18 protein-coding genes are annotated in these 19,614 nt (G+C 66.6%); 9 read left to right on the top strand and 9 right to left on the bottom strand.

Going from position 1 to position 19,614, the window contains the following annotated elements; translation table 11 throughout:
- Positions 1 to 107 precede the first annotated feature (107 nt).
- The 4 genes from purF to JOF55_RS11845 all read right to left on the bottom strand — a co-directional run bounded on the left by purF (position 108) and on the right by JOF55_RS11845 (position 3,816).
- The gene (gene purF, locus JOF55_RS11860) at positions 108 to 1,700 is read right to left on the bottom strand and encodes an amidophosphoribosyltransferase (protein WP_310273526.1); all 1,593 of its coding nucleotides are present in this window, start codon (positions 1,698 to 1,700) and stop codon (positions 108 to 110) included.
- Between the two features lie 162 nt (positions 1,701 to 1,862).
- Positions 1,863 to 2,249, bottom strand: a complete 387-nt coding sequence (locus JOF55_RS11855; RefSeq protein WP_310273524.1) for a sterol carrier family protein — start codon at positions 2,247 to 2,249, stop codon at positions 1,863 to 1,865.
- 80 nt (positions 2,250 to 2,329) lie between these two features.
- Positions 2,330 to 3,091, bottom strand: a complete 762-nt coding sequence (locus tag JOF55_RS11850; RefSeq protein ID WP_310273522.1) for a helix-turn-helix transcriptional regulator — start codon at positions 3,089 to 3,091, stop codon at positions 2,330 to 2,332.
- A gap of 314 nt (positions 3,092 to 3,405) precedes the next feature.
- Positions 3,406 to 3,816, bottom strand: a complete 411-nt coding sequence (locus JOF55_RS11845; protein WP_310273521.1) for a PRC-barrel domain-containing protein — start codon at positions 3,814 to 3,816, stop codon at positions 3,406 to 3,408.
- A 191-nt stretch (positions 3,817 to 4,007) separates the two neighbouring features.
- Between JOF55_RS11845 and JOF55_RS11840 the strand changes: the two genes are divergently transcribed.
- From JOF55_RS11840 to JOF55_RS11830, 3 genes are all read left to right on the top strand, one after another.
- Entirely contained in the window at positions 4,008 to 4,592 is a 585-nt protein-coding gene (locus tag JOF55_RS11840; RefSeq protein WP_310273519.1) for a type VII secretion system-associated protein, read from the top strand.
- An 84-nt stretch (positions 4,593 to 4,676) separates the two neighbouring features.
- A complete protein-coding gene (locus JOF55_RS11835) occupies positions 4,677 to 6,554 on the top strand; it encodes a glycoside hydrolase family 15 protein (RefSeq protein ID WP_310273517.1) in 1,878 nt (625 codons plus the stop codon).
- On the top strand, positions 6,551 to 7,594 hold the full coding sequence (locus JOF55_RS11830; protein WP_310273515.1) for a glucose 1-dehydrogenase: 1,044 nt from the start codon (positions 6,551 to 6,553) through the stop codon (positions 7,592 to 7,594). Before JOF55_RS11835 ends, JOF55_RS11830 begins: the two co-directional genes overlap by 4 nt.
- Positions 7,595 to 7,715: 121 nt before the next feature.
- Here the strand turns inward: JOF55_RS11830 and JOF55_RS11825 are convergent, their stop codons facing one another.
- A complete protein-coding gene (locus JOF55_RS11825) occupies positions 7,716 to 7,961 on the bottom strand; it encodes a hypothetical protein (protein WP_310273513.1) in 246 nt (81 codons plus the stop codon).
- Positions 7,962 to 7,971: 10 nt separating this feature from the next.
- Entirely contained in the window at positions 7,972 to 8,241 is a 270-nt protein-coding gene (locus JOF55_RS11820; protein WP_310273511.1) for a hypothetical protein, read from the bottom strand.
- Between the two features lie 393 nt (positions 8,242 to 8,634).
- Here JOF55_RS11820 and JOF55_RS11815 point away from each other — a divergent pair, with 393 nt between their 5' ends.
- Together JOF55_RS11815 and JOF55_RS11810 are read left to right on the top strand one after the other, a co-directional pair.
- The gene (locus JOF55_RS11815; RefSeq protein WP_310273509.1) at positions 8,635 to 9,177 is read left to right on the top strand and encodes a DUF1360 domain-containing protein; all 543 of its coding nucleotides are present in this window, start codon (positions 8,635 to 8,637) and stop codon (positions 9,175 to 9,177) included.
- A gap of 273 nt (positions 9,178 to 9,450) precedes the next feature.
- On the top strand, positions 9,451 to 9,654 hold the full coding sequence (locus JOF55_RS11810; RefSeq protein ID WP_310273507.1) for a cold-shock protein: 204 nt from the start codon (positions 9,451 to 9,453) through the stop codon (positions 9,652 to 9,654).
- A gap of 111 nt (positions 9,655 to 9,765) precedes the next feature.
- On the opposite strand, the gene JOF55_RS11805 is transcribed toward JOF55_RS11810, so the two are convergent.
- A complete protein-coding gene (locus JOF55_RS11805) occupies positions 9,766 to 10,869 on the bottom strand; it encodes an inositol-3-phosphate synthase (RefSeq protein ID WP_310273505.1) in 1,104 nt (367 codons plus the stop codon).
- Positions 10,870 to 10,920: 51 nt separating this feature from the next.
- Complete coding sequence (locus JOF55_RS11800; RefSeq protein ID WP_310273503.1) at positions 10,921 to 11,508, bottom strand: PadR family transcriptional regulator; 588 nt, start codon at positions 11,506 to 11,508, stop codon at positions 10,921 to 10,923.
- 221 nt (positions 11,509 to 11,729) lie between these two features.
- Here JOF55_RS11800 and JOF55_RS11795 point away from each other — a divergent pair, with 221 nt between their 5' ends.
- From JOF55_RS11795 to JOF55_RS11780, 4 genes are all read left to right on the top strand, one after another.
- Entirely contained in the window at positions 11,730 to 12,140 is a 411-nt protein-coding gene (locus JOF55_RS11795) for a DUF5318 domain-containing protein (RefSeq protein WP_374727271.1), read from the top strand.
- Between the two features lie 1,126 nt (positions 12,141 to 13,266).
- A complete protein-coding gene (locus tag JOF55_RS11790; RefSeq protein ID WP_310273499.1) occupies positions 13,267 to 15,840 on the top strand; it encodes a transglycosylase domain-containing protein in 2,574 nt (857 codons plus the stop codon).
- Between the two features lie 222 nt (positions 15,841 to 16,062).
- The gene (locus JOF55_RS11785) at positions 16,063 to 17,607 is read left to right on the top strand and encodes a glycosyltransferase family 87 protein (protein WP_374727464.1); all 1,545 of its coding nucleotides are present in this window, start codon (positions 16,063 to 16,065) and stop codon (positions 17,605 to 17,607) included.
- A 57-nt stretch (positions 17,608 to 17,664) separates the two neighbouring features.
- A complete protein-coding gene (locus JOF55_RS11780) occupies positions 17,665 to 18,111 on the top strand; it encodes a hypothetical protein (protein WP_310273496.1) in 447 nt (148 codons plus the stop codon).
- 97 nt (positions 18,112 to 18,208) lie between these two features.
- Here the strand turns inward: JOF55_RS11780 and JOF55_RS11775 are convergent, their stop codons facing one another.
- Positions 18,209 to 19,561 (bottom strand): glycosyltransferase family 87 protein, encoded by a 1,353-nt coding sequence (locus JOF55_RS11775; protein ID WP_374727463.1) that lies wholly within the window; start codon positions 19,559 to 19,561, stop codon positions 18,209 to 18,211.
- Positions 19,562 to 19,614 lie beyond the last annotated feature (53 nt).

Below are 19,614 nucleotides of genomic sequence, written 5' to 3'. Positions count from 1 at the left end.
CCTTTGTGCTCGTGTGGCACGGACCACACTACGCTCGAGGAGGGATCCTTGGGGTTACGAGCAAGGCCGGTGACCGGTCTCCTCCGGAGAGGCGACACGGCCGGGCCTCAGGGACGGCGGACGGCATCCTCGGCACCGTATCCGCTGGGGGAAACAGGTTCGGCGGGACCGGAGGCACCGCTCTCGACGTCCTCGCCCGGGTTTTCGAGCAGGTACTTGCCGAGCTGCTCCTCACCGGGGACCGGAATCGGATACCGCCCGTCGAAACAGGCTGCGCACACCCTGTTGCGAGGTTGCTCGGACGCGGCGATCAGGCTGTCGAGCGAGATGTAGCCGAGCGAGTCCGCGCCGATCGAATGCCGCACCCCGTCCATGTCGAGGCCATTGGCGATCAGCTCCGCCCGGAAGGCGAAGTCGATCCCGTAGTAACACGGCCAACGCACCGGCGGTGAAGCGATCCGCACGTGCACCTCCAGCGCCCCCGCCTCGCGCAGCATCCGCACCAGTGCGCGCTGGGTGTTGCCGCGCACGATGGAGTCATCGACCACGACCAGGCGTTTGCCCCGGATGACCTCGCGCAGCGGGTTCAGCTTCAGCCGGATACCGAGCTGGCGAATGGTTTGGGAGGGCTCGATGAAGGTGCGCCCCACGTAGGCGTTCTTCATCAGACCGTTGCCATAGGGAATCCCGGATTCCTGGGCATAGCCGATCGCCGCGGGAGTGCCCGACTCCGGCACCGGGATCACCAGGTCGGCCTCGGCGGGGTATTCACCGGCCAGCCTGCGGCCGATGTCCACTCGCGTGCTGTGCACCGAACGGCCGGCGATGGTGGTGTCGGGACGAGCGAGATAGACGTACTCGAAGATGCAGCCCTTCGGGTTCGGGTGCGCGAAACGCGACGAGCGCAGCCCGCCGGAGTCGATGGCGAGGAGCTCACCCGGCTCGACTTCCCGAACGAAGGACGCACCGACGATGTCCAGTGCGGCGGTCTCGCTGGCCACCACCCAACCGCGTTCGAGACGGCCGAGCACCAGTGGCCGCACTCCGTGCGGATCCCGTGCGGCGTAGAGGGTGGACTCATCGGAGAAAACCATCGAGTACGCGCCTTGCACGGTGGGCAGCAGCTCCAGCGCCGCCTGCTCGATGCCCTTGTCGGCGGCGTGCTTGGCCAGCAGCCCGCACACCAGGTCGGAGTCGGTGGTGGCTCGGTCGCAGCCATTGGCGGGCGAGGAGGTGTTCTGCGACACGGCGTCGGCGCCTTCGGCCAGCACACGCTCCTGTAGCTCGGCGGTGTTGACCAGGTTGCCGTTGTGGCCGAGCGCCAAGCCGCCACCCGATGCCGTGGGGCGGAAGGTCGGCTGGGCGTTCTCCCAGGTGCCTCCCCCGGTGGTGGAGTAGCGGGCGTGGCCGACGGCGACGCTACCGCGCAGCGAGTTCAGCACCTGCTCGTCGAAGACCTGGCTGACCAGGCCGAGGTCCTTGTAGACCAGTACCTGCGAACCGTCGCCGACGGAGATGCCCGCGGCTTCCTGGCCGCGGTGTTGCAGGGCGAACAGGCCGTAGAAAGTCATTTTCGCGACTTCCTCGCCGGGGGCCCACACCCCGAAAACGCCGCATTCCTCGCGTGGCGTGTCCTGCTCGGTCGGATCGGCCGCAGCGGCCGTGCCGGTATTTCCCGGTTCTGGCGGGTCGGTGACCACCGAAAAACTCCCTGAGGACGGAGTCTCAAGTTACACCTCAGTATAAACGGCAGCCCTGGGTATCCCGTCCACCTGGAGGGGTGGGACGGCTCACGCTCCGCGCTGTGCCACCCGGCCACCGGAAACGAGGAGGCGCCACACCACGGCCGCCGCGCCGGTCGATCAGGAAAACCTGAGCAGAGGCAGCCAGGAGGACAGGTCCGCACGGCTCCCCGAGGCTTCGACTCGCCCCTCCTCCAGAGCCTCGGCCCAGCTCAGTCGCTCGGTGACCAGCAGCAACCAGGTGCGCGGGTCGGTCTCGACGACATTCGGCGGTGTCCCTCGTGTGTGCTGTGGCCCACCGACGCACTGCACGGCCGCGAACGGGGGTACCCGCACCTCGACACTGCGTCCCGGAGCGAGCTGTTCCAAGGTTCGCAGGCTCGTTCGCACGGCGACGGCAAGCCGGCTACGCGATGGTGCCTCGGCCGCACCGTCCAGCCACGGCAGCAGCTCCGCGATGGACTCACGGAGCTCACGCGGGTCGACGGACCGACGGGAAGCAGGCATGGCCGCAGCCTAGGTCCTGTTGGGAGCGGTTTGCTCGGGCGGCCCGTGCACGGAGTCACTCGTTGATTCGGAGTACGGGTTCACAGCCAACCGAGCTTGACCGCCTGCATACCGGCCTGGAAGCGGGTTTCCACCCCCAGGCGCGCGATCAGTTCCCGAACCCGGCGGTGTGCGGTGCGGGAACTGAAGCCCATCAACCGGCCGATCGAGTCGTCGGTCGCTCCCGAGGCCAGTAATGACAGGATCCAGCGTTCCTCCTCCGAGGGGTGGTCACCGCTCCTGGCGGCTTCCGACGCCGGGCCGAACGGCGCCGCGAACCGCCACAGATCGTCGAAGATCCGCAGTACGGCGGACAGCATCGCCGAACTGCGGATCACCACGGCACTGTCCACGGACTGCTCACTCGTGGTCAGCGGCAGCAGTGCGACCTCGTCGTCGACCACCAGCAGCTTGGTGGGTGCCGGATGAACCACTCGCGCCTGCTCCCCGAACGAGACCAGCCGGGAGGTGATGTCGAGTTGCGGCGGCCGGGCCAGCGCCGACCGGTCGTAGAGCACCCGGTAACCGACTCCTTCGGAGAGCTTGAGGTACTCGAGAGAGTCCAGCGAGTCGGTGGCGGCATACGGAGGTTTGACCACCCCGCGCACCATGGCCGAGGCGTTGCGTTGCAGCTTGTACGCGACACGACCCACACGTTTGGCGCCCTGCACGACCTGCAGCACACCATCTTCACCTGCCTGTGCCCGTGCAGCGCGGGCAACGGAGGCGACTGCCTGCCGTGCCCCGTCCTGCTCCCGCCTGGTCTGCCTGGTCTGCCCGGCCGAGCCGGCCTGCTCGGACACCGCGGTTCCCGTAGGCGTGGACCGGGCTCCTGCCCGCTGAACTTCCGACGGCTCAGTCCCTACCGACCGGATCACTTCGGACGCTTCCGTGTAAGCGGACAACGTGGCACACCCTTCCCTGACGGACCCGCGAGCGGACTCCGGGCGCCCCTTCGAGGGAGGAAAGTAGCCAATTCGGGTTCGTTTTCGGAACCCACTTTCGACGGAAGAGGACTCTGGTGCTTTTGCCGGGCCCGTTCGCCGACCGTGGACACTTCCACGCCCGCGCCAGGGGTAACCTGCACGTCCGGCTCACCCCAGGGCGCCAGGGCGCCTCACGTCGCCGCCACCCACCGGCGCAGACGCAGTCGGATCGAATCGGCGGGTTCCACCTCGGAACCCTTGTCGCGGCTCTCGGCAGGACCGCTCCGGAACTCGATACCGTAGTGCCGGTACAACGCCTGCTCTTCCTCCAGCGGCAGGTCACCCTGGTCGAGCGGCACGTGCGGAGCCTGGCGCACGACTTCCCGGTGCACCGCGACGGTCAGCGTGTCCCCGTCGAATGCCGCGCCCTCCAGCGGTACGAAACTCTCGTTCGTACCGAACAGTCCGGTCTGCACCATGATCCACACAGGCTGCTCGGTATCGGCGTCCAGAAAAATCTGCCCGATGATGCCGATCCGCTGACCCCGCGGATCGAAAGCCTCACATCCCAACAGGCGCAAGGCCTCTCGCTGACCGATCATGCTCAGTCACCTCCCCGCCCACCGGTTGTCCCCGAATCCCCAGTCTGCCCTCACCGGTCCGGGGCCGGCATCCGCAGAGCGACAACCGGCACCAAGCCGTTGCCGCATCGAGACCGTCCACTCGAAACAGAGCAGGAACTGGCACCCTGAGGAGGTAAGCCGACGTCAACACCGGACGGAGTGCCCCTCTCATGTCACAGCAACCGGAACAACCGCCGGGGCCGCCGATCACCGACGAGATGCGGGAGCAGGCCCGGCAAACCCCGGACAGCTGGCTCTACATCGTCGACCCCGGCTATCAGGAAGCGGGGGAGAACGTCCCACCCGAGGGCGTCGTCGGTGCCTACCGTATCGATTCCGAGGGCGAAATCGACGAGGAATTCCACCACAACGACGAGTACCAGCCCTCGGAACAGTCGATCGAGATGCCGGAGCCGACCAACGAGCTGGAGCAGGTGCTGCAGCGCATCGCCACCGGTGAAGCACCGGACACGGACCTTCCTCCGGCCGTGCTGGATGCCGACCTGCTGCTGTACGCACCGGAAACCGACGACGACGCGATCTACGCGGCGGAGATGACCGACGGAAGCCAGCTCGTGCCTGCCTGTACCTCGGTGTCCCGAGTACCGGAAAACTGGCCGGGATACCGCACGGTGCCCGGGAGTGCACTGCCGGAATTGCTCAACGGGCTCGATCTCGGCCTGAACCTCGACGAGGGACTGCGTGCCGTGATCCCGCACAACGTACTCGTCGAAACGGCCGCCTCCCGCGGCTGAACTCGGCAATGTTTCACGCGAAACCAGTCACCTCCTCACTCGACCAGGTGGCTGCACCGACGGTGAGTGCTTAGCCTCGGCGGCGTGAACGACGATCACGAGCGCACCGGACCAGGACCGATCGAGGACTATGCACTGCTGTCGGATCTGCGCACCAGCGCACTCGTCGGCAAGGACGGCTCGATCGACTGGCTGTGTCTGCCGCGGTTCGACTCGCCCTCCTGCTTCACCCGGCTGCTCGGCAACGACCACCACGGGCACTGGCAGATCATCCCGACCTCACCGATCAGGCATGTGCAACGGCAGTACCGGGAGAACTCGCTGGTTTTGGAAACCGAGTTCCACACCGACGACGGTGTCGTACGGCTGGTCGACAGCATGCCGCCGCACGAGAAGAACCGAGAGGACGAACCCTGCGTGGTCCGGATGCTCGAGGGAGTTTCCGGGGAGGTCGAGGTCCGCATGCGCTGGGTCATGCGGTTCGCCTACGGCCACTCGGTTCCCTGGATACGCCATATCCGGGAGGAGCGTCCCGTCCTGGACGAGTATCTGCTCGCCGTGGCCGGGCCGCACACGGTGGTGTTCCGGGGCGACGTACTGCCCCGGGGCAAGGAGGACGAGCGAGCCCACGAATCGGTGCTCACGGTTCGGGAGGGGGAACAGTTCTCCTGGGTACTGCAGTGGTCGTCCGACCACGAGAAGCTGCCCCCTCCCATGGACCCGGTGCAGGAGACCCAGGACAGCGAGGACTTCTGGCACGACTGGTCCAAGCACATCACCTATAACGGACCGCACAAGAAGACACTCTTCCGCTCGCTGGCCACGCTCAAGGCTCTGACCTACGGACCGAGCGGCGGTATCATCGCGGCCCCGACGACATCCCTGCCGGAGTCGCTGGAAGGCAACCGCAACTGGGACTACCGCTATTGCTGGCTCCGCGACGCGACTCTCGTGCTGTTGGCGCTGGACAACTTCGGCTGCAACGACGAGGCCGTGGCCTGGCGGCGTTGGCTGATCAGGGCGGTGGCAGGTGATCCGGCCGACGTGCAGATCATGTACGGCGTTCGGGGGGAGCGGCACCTGCTGGAGTGGGAACCGGACTGGCTGCCGGGTTACCGGGGTGCGAAACCGGTCCGGGTCGGTAACGCGGCCTTCAGCCAGCGCCAGCTCGACATGTACGGCGAGACCATGGACGCGCTGCACATCGCACGGGAACACGGAATGGCCGAAAGCCACGCTTCCTGGGAAATGCAGCACAAAATGATCGACTTCCTGGAAACGATCTGGCAGCAGCCGGACAAGGGCTTGTGGGAGGTGCGCGGACCGAGCCGGCATTTCACCCACTCACGCGTGATGATCTGGGTCGCTTTCGACCGCGCCGTACGCGCCGTCGAGGAACACGACCTGCCGGGTCCGGTCGAGCGCTGGCGGGAACTGCGCGACACCGTGCACGCCGAGGTGCTGGAGCACGGCTACAACGAGCAGCTCGGAGCATTCACCCAGTACTACGGCGGGACCACGCTGGATGCGGCGACACTGCAGATTCCGGTGGTGGGTTTTCTGCCCGGTGACGACGAACGGGTCCAAAACACCGTTCGCGCAGTGGGGCGGCAACTCCAGCAGGGCGTACTCGTCGAGCGATATACGTCCAGTGAGAAGACTCACTCGGTCGACGGGCTCACCGGCCGCGAGAACTCCTTCCTCGCCTGCTCGTTCTGGATGGTCGACGCGCTGGCGCTGTGTGGCCGGTACCAGGAAGCCGAACAGATGTTCGACAAGCTGCTCGGGCTGGCCAACGACGTGGGTCTCTACGCCGAGGAATACGACGTCCACAATGGACATTTCACGGGTAATTTCCCACAGGCTTTCACCCATCTCGCCCTGGTCAACTCGGCGGCGATACTTTACGGCGGGCACACTCGGACCGAGCACAGCCACCGCAACGAAAGGGGGCTGACGTGAAAGCCGCAACCGTCGTTCCCGGCAAACCCGAGCTCTCGACCGTTACCGAGTTGCCCGACCCGACGCCCCAGCCGGGCGAGTTGCTCGTCGAGGGGCTGCTCGCCGGGGTATGCGGAACCGACCGAGACGTCGTCGAGCAGTCGCACAGCGTGCTCCCGCCCGGCCAGGACCGCATGGTGCTGTTCCACGAATCGCTGGGACGTGTCCTGCACGCTCCCGCGATCAGCGGTTTCCACGAGGGCGACTATGTGGTGGGAGTGGTGCGCCGGCCCGACCCGGAACCCTGCCCCGCCTGTGCTGCAGGCCAGTGGGACTTCTGCCTCAACGGCCGGTTCACCGAGCGCGGCATCAAGGAGCTCGACGGGTTCGGCTCGCAGCGTTGGACCATCGAACCACGATTCGCCATCCCGATCGAAGCAGGCCTCGGCGAGCTGGGAGTGCTGACCGAGCCCACCTCGGTCGTGACCAAGGCATGGGAGCAAGCCGAGGTGATCGGCAAGCGCGCCTACTTCTCGCCCCGGCAGGTCCTGGTCACGGGGGCAGGTGCGATCGGTTTGCTGGCCGCGCTGGTCGGTGTACAGCGAGGGCTGGAAGTGCACGTGCTGGATCGGGTGACCGAGGGCCCCAAGCCGGATCTCGTCCGCGACCTGGGCGCGCGATACCACGTCTCGCTGGATGAGCTGGACTTCGAACCGGACCTCGTGATCGAGGCAACGGGAGCAGGCGGGGTCGTGTTCGACGTGCTGCGGCGCACCGCACGCAACGCGATCACCGTGCTGACCGGGATTTCCGGGCAGAACCGGACGCTGCCCGTACCCGCGGGCGCCATCAACGACGAGCTGGTCATGGACAACGACGTGGTCGTGGGCAGCGTCAACGCCAACCTCCGGCACTACCGCCAAGCCGTGCAGACGCTGGTCGCCGCCGACAGTGCTTGGCTGCGCCGGTTGCTTTCGCGGCGGGTTCCGCTGGAACGCTGGACCGAAGCCCTGGAGCAGGGCTCCGAGGACATCAAGGTCACCGTCGATCTGCAGGTATGAAACGCAAGTTCCGCCAGGGAGGACTCAGCGGGCGTGCCCGGCTGATCCTGCCCCTGGGTGGGGTTGGTCAATTTCTCGAGAAATTGACCAACCCCACCGCACATGATCCACCAGGCGGAACCTAGTCCAATCCGCGGAGAAGTAGCACTCCGCGGCTGGTGTCGTAGTAGAAACTCTTCCCGGCCACGAATTCACCGACAAGAACCTTGGCGGATTTCGCCGTCGGCCGGATGACCGCTTCCTCGGCACCGTCATCGAGGACGAGCTGGAACGAGAACTTGCCCGGCTCACCACTACCCTGCTCGCTCCAGTTGGCATGCAGGTCGGTGACCTTGCGAATGTGAATCAGATCCGATTTGTCTGCCATGTCCGCCTCCTCAGGACTTCGCTGCGCCACCGAGCGCGAGACTGCCGAACACGACGACTCTGCGGTCCTCATCGAAGAAAATCGACCGGGACGCCTCCAACATGGCCAGCATGACGTCGCTGTCCTCGGGCGTCGGCCGGATGACCGCTTCCTCGGCACCATCGTCGAGGATGAGCTGGAACGAGAACTTGCCCGGCTCACCACTACCGTGATCACTCCAGTTGGAGTGGATATCGGTCACCTCACGGACTTTGATCAGATCCTGGTAATCGTCGGCCATGCGGGCAACTCCTCTCGACGGATCGCAGGCAGCGGAGGCTTCGATGCCCCGGTCAGCGGAACCGGGCGCACCGGTGACACGAACGGCACTGGTCGTGCGACCCCACCACCGAAAACAGCGTGACTGGCGACCGGAAAAATCGAGCGAGCCGCAAAAATGTGAAGGGAGGACTCGCTCGGGCCTGCCGCCTCTCACAATCCCACGCCCGGAAAGGTCACGCACCTCGAACGACCGCCACGGCAGGGCAGGCACGGCTTTCCCGTGGTGCGCACCATGACAACGGCGTGCGCGGCGAGATACCCGGTGCGGCCGTTTGGCAGCCCTCGTGCGTGGAAACAGAGAAACCACAGACCGGTAGGTGCCGTGCCGTCGAAGACCGGGGGGAGACACACGGTGAAGCTACTGCGCCGAGGGGCACAGGCTTTTCGCGAATGGTTCGCCAGGCAGCGCGCCGAGTACAGCGGAGAGGCGCCACGGCCGATCACGGGCTATTCGATCAGCCTTGCGACCTACCTGGTCGGTGCTTCCGGCGCGGCGGGAGCCGCCCGAGCCACGGGCAGGCCGTCACCACGGCTCGGGGTGGGCGACCTGGCGCTCATGACACTGGCCACGCACAAGATCAGCCGGTCACTCGCCAAGGATCCGATCACCAGTCCGCTGCGGATGCCGTTCACCAGATTCGAGGGTGCCTCGGCACCCTCGGAACTGCACGAGGAAGTCCGGGCCCCGGGAGCGGAGCACGCCATCGGAGAGCTGGTCTCGTGCCCGTTCTGCCTGGCCCCGTGGGTGGCTTCCGGACTGTTCGCGGGCCACACCTTCGCTCCCGGCGCCACCCGTGCGGTGGGCACCATCTATGCCTCCGTGGCCGGTGCGGACTTCCTGCAATACGCGTATGCCGCGCTGCAGCAGCGCTCCACCCCGCCGGAGAAGCGGTGAGGCGAAACCGGGTCGCCTCTTCGGCACGACCCGGTGAGCCCGGCGTGTCTGCCGGTGGGGCAACGCCCCGCGAGGGAATACCCGGTAGACTCGTCCCCGTTGTAAGGGATGGTCGTTGCAGTTTCTGGGTTCGTGTTCGTGCACGCTCGCAGGAAGTCGGTGCGGGCGCGCTGCTGTCTTTGGTCACGCTGGAGTAGTTGCCGTCTTCAACCCATCGGCCCGGGCCGCCACACCGGGTGGCCGCCCGTATCCCAGCCTGAACAGGAGACAGACATGGCACAGGGAACCGTGAAGTGGTTCAACGACGAAAAGGGCTACGGATTCATCGCCCCGGATGAGGGCGGCGGCGACGTGTTCGTGCACTACTCGGCGATCGATGCCGACGGCTTCCGCAGCCTCGACGAGGACCAGCAGGTGACCTACGAGGTCACCCAGGGCCCCAAGGGCCCGCAGGCGAGTGGCGTGCGCACTCTGTGATCACTCGATGTGAGTGAGCGATTCCCGATGTGAGTGAACGGAACTCTCGTCTCGTTCATGGAGATGAAAGTTCCGTTCACTCCACCGGTTCGCCGCTCAGCCACCCGCGGTTCAGCCCCCCGTGATGAAGTCCTCGACGGCCTGGTAAGCCTCGGAGTCGGAGTACTGCTCCGGCGGGGACTTCATGAAGTACGACGACGCCGACAGGATCGGGCCACCGAGTCCGCGGTCCTTGGCGATCTTCGCAGCGCGGATCGCATCGATGATGATGCCCGCCGAATTCGGCGAGTCCCACACCTCCAGCTTGTACTCCAGGTTCAGCGGGACATCACCGAACGCGCGTCCCTCCAGCCGGATGTAGGCCCACTTCCGGTCGTCCAGCCACGGTACGTAGTCCGACGGCCCGATGTGCACATTGCGCCTGCCCAGCTCCCGGTCCACCTGAGAGGTCACCGACTGGGTCTTGGACGTCTTCTTCGAGTCCAGCCGCTCGGGCTCCTTCATGTTCAGGAAGTCCATGTTCCCGCCCACGTTGAGCTGCATCGTGCGATCCAGGTGCACCCCACGGTCCTCGAACAGTTTGGCCAGCACCCGGTGCGTGATCGTGGCACCGATCTGCGATTTGATGTCATCCCCGATGATCGGCACCCCGGCGTCGGTGAACTTGCGTGCCCATTCCGGGTCGGAGGCGATGAACACCGGCAGCGCGTTGACGAACGCCACTCCGGCGTCGATCGCGGCCTGTGCATAGAACTTGTCCGCACCCTCCGAGCCCACCGGAAGGTAGGACACCAGGACATCGGCTTCGGACTCCTGCAGCGCACGAGCCACGTCGACCGGATGCTCATCGGACTCCTCGATGGTCTCCCGGTAGTACTGGCCGAGCCCGTCCAGAGTGTGGCCACGCTGCACGGTAACTCCCAGCGGAGGGACGTCCGCGATCTTGGTGGTGTTGTTCTCACTGGCCACGACGGCTTCGGACAGATCACGCCCGACCTTTTTGGCATCCACGTCGAACGCGGCGACGAACTGCAGGGCGCCGACGTGGTAACCGCCGAAGTCGACGTGCATCAGCCCCGGCACTCGGCTGTCCGGGTCTGCATCGGCGTAGTACTGCACGCCCTGCACCAGCGAGGCGGCACAGTTGCCCACACCGACGACCGCCACCCGGACCGCGTCCGATGTGGCCTTCTCACCGCGACGATCTCCGCCCATCACCGCAAGCCTCCTTTGTGATCCTGCCTTGGTTGAGTCTGGTGTATGCATTCAGTGGAACCGTCCGTCCTCCCAGGGGCGGACCTCCCGGGTTCGACCACACGAAGCAGCCTGCTCGGTTCGTTCGTATTCGATCAGGGCATCCAGCCAGGCGACTTCGCGTTCACTGTTGTCCAACCCCAGGCGATGCAACGCCCGCGTGTAGCAGTCCAGTTGCTCGCTCGTACCGGACAGCGCCGCACGCAGTCCCTCGCGTCGCTGCTCGACCCGCCGCCTGCGGCTCTCCAGGATCCGCAGGCGGATATCCCCCGGGGTTCGGGCGAAGAAAGCCAGTCGCACCCCGAACGAATCGTCCTGGCACACCTGCGGCCCGCAGTCCTCCACCAGTGCACGGAACCGGTCCCGACCGTCGGACGTGATCCGGTACACACGTCGGGTCCGCCGTCCCCGGCTCCGCTTTCCCGGCTCCTCTGCTTCTTCCGCGATCAGTCCGGCACGCAGCATCCTGCGCAGCGTCGGGTAGAGGGTGCCACAGGAGAAAGCACGGACCGTTCCGAGCGTTTCGTGCAACCTTTTGCGCAGTTCGTAGCCATGCATCGGCGCTTCCTGCAGGAAGCCGAGCACGGCAAGCTCCAACATGCGCGCCTCCTCCGGCCGCCTGCGCGGTCACACTGTGTCCGGTTGTCCCGGGTCGGCTTGGCCGTCTCGGGCGTAACCGCATCCGACGCGGCATTATATCGCCCCGATATATCGACAACTCAATTTCGGGTCCACCAGCGTGTTCGACGCAACAATTCCGGGGCCCGAAGGTGACTGTGACCTGAACGGGGCCTGGAGCATTCGGATTCGGCACGTACCCTGTGGTCGTGCGGACCCAACGGCAGGTAGTGGATTACGCGTTGCGGCGCAGGTCGCTGCTCGCGCAGGTTCATGCTGGCCGAGTCGGGGTGATGGAGGTCTGCGATGCCGACCCGTACCTGCTACAGGCGGCAAAGTTCCATGGTGAGCCCAGCGATGTGACCTGCCCGGTCTGCCGCAAGGAGCAGCTGACTCAGGTCTCCTGGGTCTTCGGGGACGAGCTCAAGCACGCGTCGAACTCGGCCCGTAGCCCCGAGGAACTCGAGCGCATGGCCACCATGTTCAAAGAGTTCAACGTTTTCGTCGTCGAGGTGTGCCGAACATGTAATTGGAACCATCTGGTGCTGTCATACGTCCTGGGAACCGGCGGCCGTGATGGCCGACGCCCCGGGCGCAGGACCGCGGCCGAGTGAATCAGCACGCTCGACGGCACCGGATGCAGGCACCCGGCCGACGTAAGCGCACCGCACGGCGTCCGTTGACGCCTGTCCTGGAGGACTACTCGTGAACGACGAGCGTGACGACCGGTCCGACGGCCGCCCCTCGTGGCAATCCACCGGAGACAACAGGGAAGTCGATCACCCCAGCGAGCGTCCCGCATCACCCCCGCCCCCTCCACACGGGCCCCCGCAGAATCCGCACTCCGGTATGCGGGGCCGGCCGCAGCACCCCCCGCAGCAGCCGGAGGGACAAGCACCACAGGGACCTCCTCCACCGCAGGCACAACCGCCGCAGCAGGTTCCCCAGCAGCCACCGCGGGCGCAGCCACCGCAGCAACCGCCGCAGCAGGCTCCCCAGCAGCCACAGAGTCGGCCACCGCAAGGACCGCCACAGCGGCCACCCCAGCCACCGCAGGGATCTCCGCAGGCCCCCCCGCCCCCACCGCAGGGCCAACCGCCACCGCGGCCACCACAACCCCCGCAGGGATCCGCGGGTGGACCGCAGTGGCCAGGTGCGGAGCCCGGCGCAGGCTCAGCCGGCCCACCCCACCCGTCGAACGGGACGCATGGTCAGCCGGGCTGGCCCGCATCCGATCCGGCCCCGCAGTGGCCGTCCGCATCCGCACCACCGCCCGGCACGCCCTCGCCGAACCACCGTGGCTTCCCCGACTCCGACGAGGCGAACCGGGAGACCACCCAGCATCAGGCCGTCCCGCCTGCACACTCCGGTACGGGGGGAGCTGCGCGGCCGGAATCGGAGACGCCCCAGGAGCAAACGGGGGCCTGGGTTCCGTCGTTCGACGACGAGGACGACTCCCCTTCACTCGGGGATCGCCTGGCAGGACGAGACACCGCAGGTGGCGCCGGAGATAGTGGCTCCGGACGTGGTGGAAACCACCCCGAACCACCGACCACGTTCGCTTCGCCTCCCCCAGCCGGTCAGCCACCTCCGCAACCGCCCTACGCGGGCGGCCCACCTCCGGGCTTCCCACAGGGTTCCCCACCGCAGCAGCCACCGGGCCAGCCACCCACGACCCGGTACCCGGGGGGCCGGCAACCGGACGCCCCGGGTGAGCGACCGACCGACCATCTCCCCTCGATGGGGCCCGATGCCACCACGTCCCACGGGCAGGGCGCGGCCGTCGGTGGAGTCGCGGCGAGTGCGGCTGCCTCCACGAACGGACCGGACTCGGCCGCGCGCGAACCCGAACTGCTCACCCACCGTGCGAATCAGGGCGCCTACAACTACTACGCCGATGATGATCCCGAGGAGCCGGATCACTACGACGAATACGACTACCCGGACGATGACGAGGACCCGGGCGACGATGACTTCGGCGACTCCGCGGACGACGAAATGAGCGCTGCGCGTGCACGCAAGGCCCGGCGCAAGAAGATCTGGCGTCGAATCCGCCGCACCTGCTACGTCGGCGCCGCTTTGATGTTCCTCGTGCCCGCTGTGGCGTTCGCCGTCCTCTACTTCAAGCTCGACGTCAAGCCCCCGGCGAAGGTCGCGCGCGAGTACAACACGAGCATCGCGCTCAAGTACAACGACGGTTCCCTGATCAACAAGTTCTCGGAGTCGGACGGTACGACTCGCGTCCTGATCAAGGACCTCAGCGAGGTCTCGAAGGACATGCAACATGCCATTCTGGCCGCCGAGTCCGCGAACTTCTACAGCAATCCGGGCTTTTCCCCCACGGGAATCGCGCGCGCGGCGTGGAAACAACTCACCGGTGGACAGGGTGGCGGTTCCACCATCACCCAGCAGTACGTCAAGCGCAGCACCGGCAACGACGCGCACACGCTGCAGCGCAAGTTCACCGAGATCGTCCGCGCCTTCAAGCTGACCAACCAGTACAGCAAGGACACGATCCTCAAGGCGTACCTGAACACCGCCTACTACGGACGCGACGCCTACGGGATTCACAACGCCGCCGACGCGTACTTCAACAAGCTGCCGAAGGAACTCAACGCGGCCGAGTCCGCCGTGCTGGCGGGCATGGTGCAGTTGCCGACCGGCAACGATCCTCGCGTCAACCCGGAGCAGGGCAAGGCCCGGTGGGAATACGTCATCCGCGAGATGGCCGACAACGGCTGGATCACCAAACAGCAGGAGAAAACCCTGCAGATACCGACCACCGAGCCGCGCTTCGCCTGGCAGGGTGAAGGGATCACCGCGAATCAGCTCCTCATCAAGAAGCGGGTATTGCTCGAACTGGAGAAAGCGGGCTACACCCGCAGCGAACTGAGCAGCCAGGGCCTGCAGGTGGTGACCACCCTCGATCCGGAGGCACAGCAGGCGGCGATCAAGGCGGTCAACACGGTGATGCAGGACCAGCCGGACAACATCCATCCCTCGCTGGTGGCCACCGACCCGAGTAGTGGCGCGGTCCGGGCGTATTACGGCAGCGACGTCGTCGGTCTCGACTGGGCGAACACTCCGCAGGAGCCGGGCTCGTCGTTCAAACCGTTCGTCACATTGGCGGGTCTCAAGAAGGGCCAGGGGATCGGCAAGACCTACGACGGCTCCTCGCCCCAGACGATCGCGGGCATCAAGTACGTCAATGCCGGTGGCGTGCGGTGCGACAGGCCGAAACACTGCGGTGTCCGGGAAGCCACGACGAAGTCGGTCAACACCGCCTTCGTCAACATGGCCCTCAAGTTCGGGACGGACAAGGTCGCCGAGGCCGCTCACGAGGCAGGCGTCCCGCGCAAACGCGACGGCAAGGCGACGCTGCAGTCGAGCGACGGCACTGTCCAAGCCAAAATCGCACTCGGTGCCTACCGAGTCACCCCGCTCAACATGGCCAACGCCTACGGAGCGTTGGCCGACGGCAAACGCGTCGAGCCGCGATTCGTCGCCAAAATCCTCAATGGAGAGGGGGAACTCGTCCAGAAGTTCGGCTCGAGCCCGGAGCCCGCCTTCGCCGACAGTGCACAGCGGAGCAAGAACCTGGCGGCCAACGTCACCGAGAGCATGCTCGGAGTCGCCCAGCACTCCGGCCGCGCCTTGGCCGGAGACCGCCCGGTCGCCTCCAAGACCGGCACGCACCAGCTCGGTGACACCGGGCACAACTCCAAGGCGTGGATGGTGGGCTACACCCCGCAGCTGTCCACGGCCGTGGCCATGGGCGCCAACAACAAAGGGGGTGCTCAGGCCCCGCTGCTGTCCAGCAACGGCAGCGACGTCTTCGGTTCGGAGTTGCCGGGTGCTGTCTGGGAGGAGTTCATGAACTCCTATCACGAGGGCTTGCCGGTCAAGCAGTTCCCGAAACCCGACCCAATCGGGCAATTCCGGACACCACCGCCGACACCGACGCAGCCCTCGACCTCGTCCCAACCGCCCACCTCGCCGGAGTCCCCGACGTTCTCGCTCCCGCCGACCCGCAGCGACATACCGACCGGGTCGGAATCGGCAAGCCCCTACCCACCCGGCTACGACCCGGGAGAGCCCTGTGGCGGCATCTTCGACCAGCCCTGCCCCGACGAGCGTCCCGGCGCGGGCGACCCGGAGCAGCGGCCCGACGGCAACGAGCCGGGACAACGACCCGATGGCAACGAGCCGGAACAACGTCCCGAGGAACCGGTCCCGCAGCAGGACGAGGACAACAGGCCCGAGCAGCAAGCGGTACGGCCCACCCCCACGCAGGCACGCTCGGAGGAGCGCTGAACCGAGGCGAATTCCGACCAAGCACCGTACGTCTCGTGACCGCCCTTGGCGGGTACACAAGACGTACGGCCTGCCATCAGCCGGTCACCACCGCGCCGTACCATCCGCCTCGTGTCCTCCTCGCCGGAACCGTACGAGCACGAGACACCCGGGGACGGGGTCTCCGCCTCCAGCACCACCGCCCCGGATCGCTCCGACCGTGCCGAGCCGAAAGCGGCCGCGGTGGACAGCGGCTCACTCGGTCCTGCCGACCGAGTCGTGCCGACCTGGACGGAACCTCTCGTCCAGCGCCTGAGCCGCCCCTTCGGCGGCCGTCTGGGGCGGCATGCGCAGGTGGGACGCCAGTGGTTCTGGACACCCCTGCGCGTCATCCTCGCCCTGGCGATGCTCACGCTCGCGGCCGGCTGGCTGTTCAAGGCACCGTGCCTGCAGACCTACGAGACCTCCCAGGGCGAGCGGATCGACTGGAGCAACAGCCGCCAGTACACGACGATGTGCTACACCGACATCATCCCCCGCTACGGGATGGGCGATCTCGCTGCCGACGGGGTCTTCCCCTACAAAACCTCCTGGATGCAGGACGCGGGCACCCCTGATGCGCAGGTGCGGTACATGGAATACCCCGTGTTCACGGGGCTGTTCCAGTGGGTCAACGCCAAGATCGCCGACGGCTGGATGACCCTGGCCAACCTGGGATGGCTACCGGGTGAGGTCAGCGCCGTCGTCTACTTCGACATCACGGCCTTCTGGCTCACCGCCGCGTGGCTGACCACGGTCTGGGCGCTGGTCCGACTGTCCCGCAGACGCACGTGGGACGCCGCGCTGGCGGCGGTATCGCCATTGGCTTTCGTACACGTCTTCACCAACTTCGACGCACTGGCGACGGCGTTCGCCACCGCCGGACTGCTCGCATGGGCCGGACGCAGACCCGTGCCTGCCGGTGTACTCCTCGGCCTCGGCGGCGCGGCGAAGCTCTATCCGCTGCTCCTGCTCGGGCCTCTCCTCGTCCTGTGCCTGCGGTCCAACAGGCTCGCCGAAGGACTCCGCACTCTCCTCGCCGCACTGGGTACCTGGCTGGCGGTGAATCTGCCGATCCTGCTGCTGTACCCCCGGGGCTGGTGGGAGTTCTTCCGGCTCAACAGCGAACGCCCGGCCGACCCGGACTCGCTGTACAACGTGCTCTCGTACTTCACCGGCTGGGCGGGCTTCGACGGTCCGCTCGGTCCACAGGAGGCGCCCACTGTACTCAACGCGGTCAGCCTCGCGCTGTTCCTGCTGACCTGCGCCGCGATCGGGTGGCTGGCGCTGGCCGCGCCACGGCGCCCCCGGCTGGCACAGCTGTGCTTCCTGATCGTGGCGATGTTCCTGCTGACCAACAAGGTGTGGAGTCCGCAGTACTCGCTGTGGCTGGTACCGCTGGCCGTGCTGGCACTGCCGAGGTGGCGGCTGCTGGTGTCCTGGATGATCATCGACGCGGCCGTGTGGGCCCCACGCATGTACTACTACCTGGGCACGGCCAACAAGGGCTTGCCGGAAGGCTGGTTCCTCGGCGCCGTGGTCGTCCGCGACCTCATGGTGATCGCGCTGTGCGTGCTCATCGTCCGGGAGATTCTGCGTCCGGAACGGGACAAGGTCCGCACCACTGTCGACGGCGATCCACACGGCGGGTTCCTCGATGGCGCACCCGACCGGTTCAGGTTACCGGGCCTCGCCCGTTGGAGGGTTGGCACCGTGGCTCAACCGGCGGGAACACGATCAGCACCTTAGCTTCACCAAGGACACGGATCTCTTGGTGAGATCGCGATGGATCTTTGGGAGGTAACGATGGGCCTTCGCCGTACCGCAGCGGTGGCGATCACGACTCTGGCAGCGCTGGCCGCCGTCCCGGCCGCACAAGCCGCTTCGGCCGGTTCCGGTGCGCCACCGTCCGGCGGAACTGCCGCCGACCCGGTTCCCCTCAGCATCGAGCTGGGCGAAGTCCGGTGCCAGGACCTCTCGGGAATCGTGGCCACCCTCCCGTGGCTGGACACGCAGATCGGCCAGGATGGGAGCAGGGTCCCGACGGTGCAGTTCACCATCCGAGGAACCCGAGATGCCGAGAGCGTGCCCTACACGGTGACCGCCAACGGTGAGCGCAAGAGCACCGGCATCGTCGGATCCGGCGGGATCGTCAGCAGCGGCATCGAACTGCCCAACAACACCGATGTCCGCATTCTCATCACCTCCGACAACACCGTCGTCCTCGACCGCACGGTCATGACGAACTGCTGAGACGCGGCACATACCCGGTGAACGCGTCATTTTGGCGGCTCAACAGGCGGCTCGCCTGCCGGAATGACGCGTTCACCACAGCTTCTTTCGGACACGCCTAGCCGGATGGCACCGCGGGGCGGCCACCGACAAGGCGGCGGTCATGAGGCGTGGACAACTCCTCGTCGTCGTCCACCGAGGATCGCGTGGCGAGGAACGCGACGAACAGCCCCACCAGCAGCGCCGCCCGTCCCCATACACCGATCATCACCGCCTGCGCCGTGAAACCGTCGTGGATCCCGGTTGCCTGACCGGTCGTGATCAGATACATCCAGCGGAAAATACCGATACCCATCATCGCGTCGGCGACCAGATACGCCACGATCCAGCCCCAGCGCACCGATACCAGCGCGAAGAACGGCAGCAGCCACAGCGTGTACTGCGGCGAATGCACCTTGTGCAGCAACAGGAAACCGCACAGCATCGCCGCAGACACCTGGATCCACGGGAACGTTCCGGTCCGCGCACGGCGCCGCCATCCCAGCAGGCACGCCAATGCGAACGAGGCGAGCACCAACAGCGGCGAGACCACGCCCACGATCTGCTGGAACGCCTCGGTGTCGCTGTAGGGCCGGAAACCCCAGTACCAGATCGAGTTCGTGCTCAGATCCACCCGGCGCTGCGCCTGGAATTCGAACGAGGCGCGCCATCCCTCGAACCCGACCAGAGCGAACGGCAGATTCACCGCCGCGACCGTGGCCATCGAGGCACCGGCCACTCCCGCCGCACCCCGGACATCGAACCGCCGCACCCCGGCGGGCAACTCCGCACCACCACGCCCACCGGTGAGCACGTACAGCAACAGCGGCAGCACGAACATGCCCGGGTAGACCTTGAAGGCAGCCCCCAGTCCCAGCAGGACAGCAGCGAAGACCGATCGTCCGCGCAGGGACCCACCGGCGCGGCGGTGAACCGTGAACACCGCCGCCGTCGCACACGCGACCACGGCCAGGTCCCAGTTGTGGAAGGCGTACAACACCAGCGGAGGCCCCAACGCCCACAACAACGCCCGCCGACCGCTCAACCGGCCCAACCACCACGCGGTCGCCATCCCGAACGGCGCCAGCAACAACGCCGACGCCGCCAGGAAACCGGCGTCGGTGTCGACGAACATCGCCCCGGCCCACATCAGCATCCCGGTCAGTACCGGATACTCCACGACCCCGCCGTAGAGATCACCCTCCTCGGTGATTCCCCCGTGCACGTACGGGAACATGTGCCGATCGATCTCCCGACCGATCCACAACTTCTGGATATCGGAGTAGCAGGCCTGGCCGTAGGCACGTTCCTGGAAGGCCGGAACCGACCGCCCCCACTCGTTGAACTCGGGGCCCGTGCAGCGAGCCTTGTTCGCATATCCGGCCAGCAGGGTCACACCGGTCAGCAGGCACAACAGCACCAAGCCCGCCATCGTCCAGCGGCGCCCGGCACCTTCCGGCCGACGCATTCCGGAGGGTCCCCGGA

Source organism: Haloactinomyces albus (genome assembly GCF_031458135.1).
GTDB lineage: Bacteria > Actinomycetota > Actinomycetes > Mycobacteriales > Pseudonocardiaceae > Haloactinomyces > Haloactinomyces albus.
Note: the sequence above shows the minus strand (reverse complement) of the source record. Positions and strands in the feature narration are given on the sequence as shown.

Coding starts and splice junctions, on each gene's coding strand:
- JOF55_RS11780 (WP_310273496.1), top strand. CDS start 17,665: ATGGGCCTTCGCCGTACCGCAGCGGTGGCGATCACGACTCTGGCAGCG.
- JOF55_RS11800 (WP_310273503.1), bottom strand. CDS start 11,508: ATGTTGGAGCTTGCCGTGCTCGGCTTCCTGCAGGAAGCGCCGATGCAT.
- JOF55_RS11855 (WP_310273524.1), bottom strand. CDS start 2,249: ATGCCTGCTTCCCGTCGGTCCGTCGACCCGCGTGAGCTCCGTGAGTCC.
- JOF55_RS11825 (WP_310273513.1), bottom strand. CDS start 7,961: ATGGCAGACAAATCGGATCTGATTCACATTCGCAAGGTCACCGACCTG.
- JOF55_RS11840 (WP_310273519.1), top strand. CDS start 4,008: ATGTCACAGCAACCGGAACAACCGCCGGGGCCGCCGATCACCGACGAG.
- JOF55_RS11820 (WP_310273511.1), bottom strand. CDS start 8,241: ATGGCCGACGATTACCAGGATCTGATCAAAGTCCGTGAGGTGACCGAT.
- JOF55_RS11805 (WP_310273505.1), bottom strand. CDS start 10,869: ATGGGCGGAGATCGTCGCGGTGAGAAGGCCACATCGGACGCGGTCCGG.
- JOF55_RS11845 (WP_310273521.1), bottom strand. CDS start 3,816: ATGATCGGTCAGCGAGAGGCCTTGCGCCTGTTGGGATGTGAGGCTTTC.
- JOF55_RS11790 (WP_310273499.1), top strand. CDS start 13,267: ATGGGGCCCGATGCCACCACGTCCCACGGGCAGGGCGCGGCCGTCGGT.
- JOF55_RS11810 (WP_310273507.1), top strand. CDS start 9,451: ATGGCACAGGGAACCGTGAAGTGGTTCAACGACGAAAAGGGCTACGGA.
- JOF55_RS11775 (WP_374727463.1), bottom strand. CDS start 19,561: ATGGCGGGCTTGGTGCTGTTGTGCCTGCTGACCGGTGTGACCCTGCTG.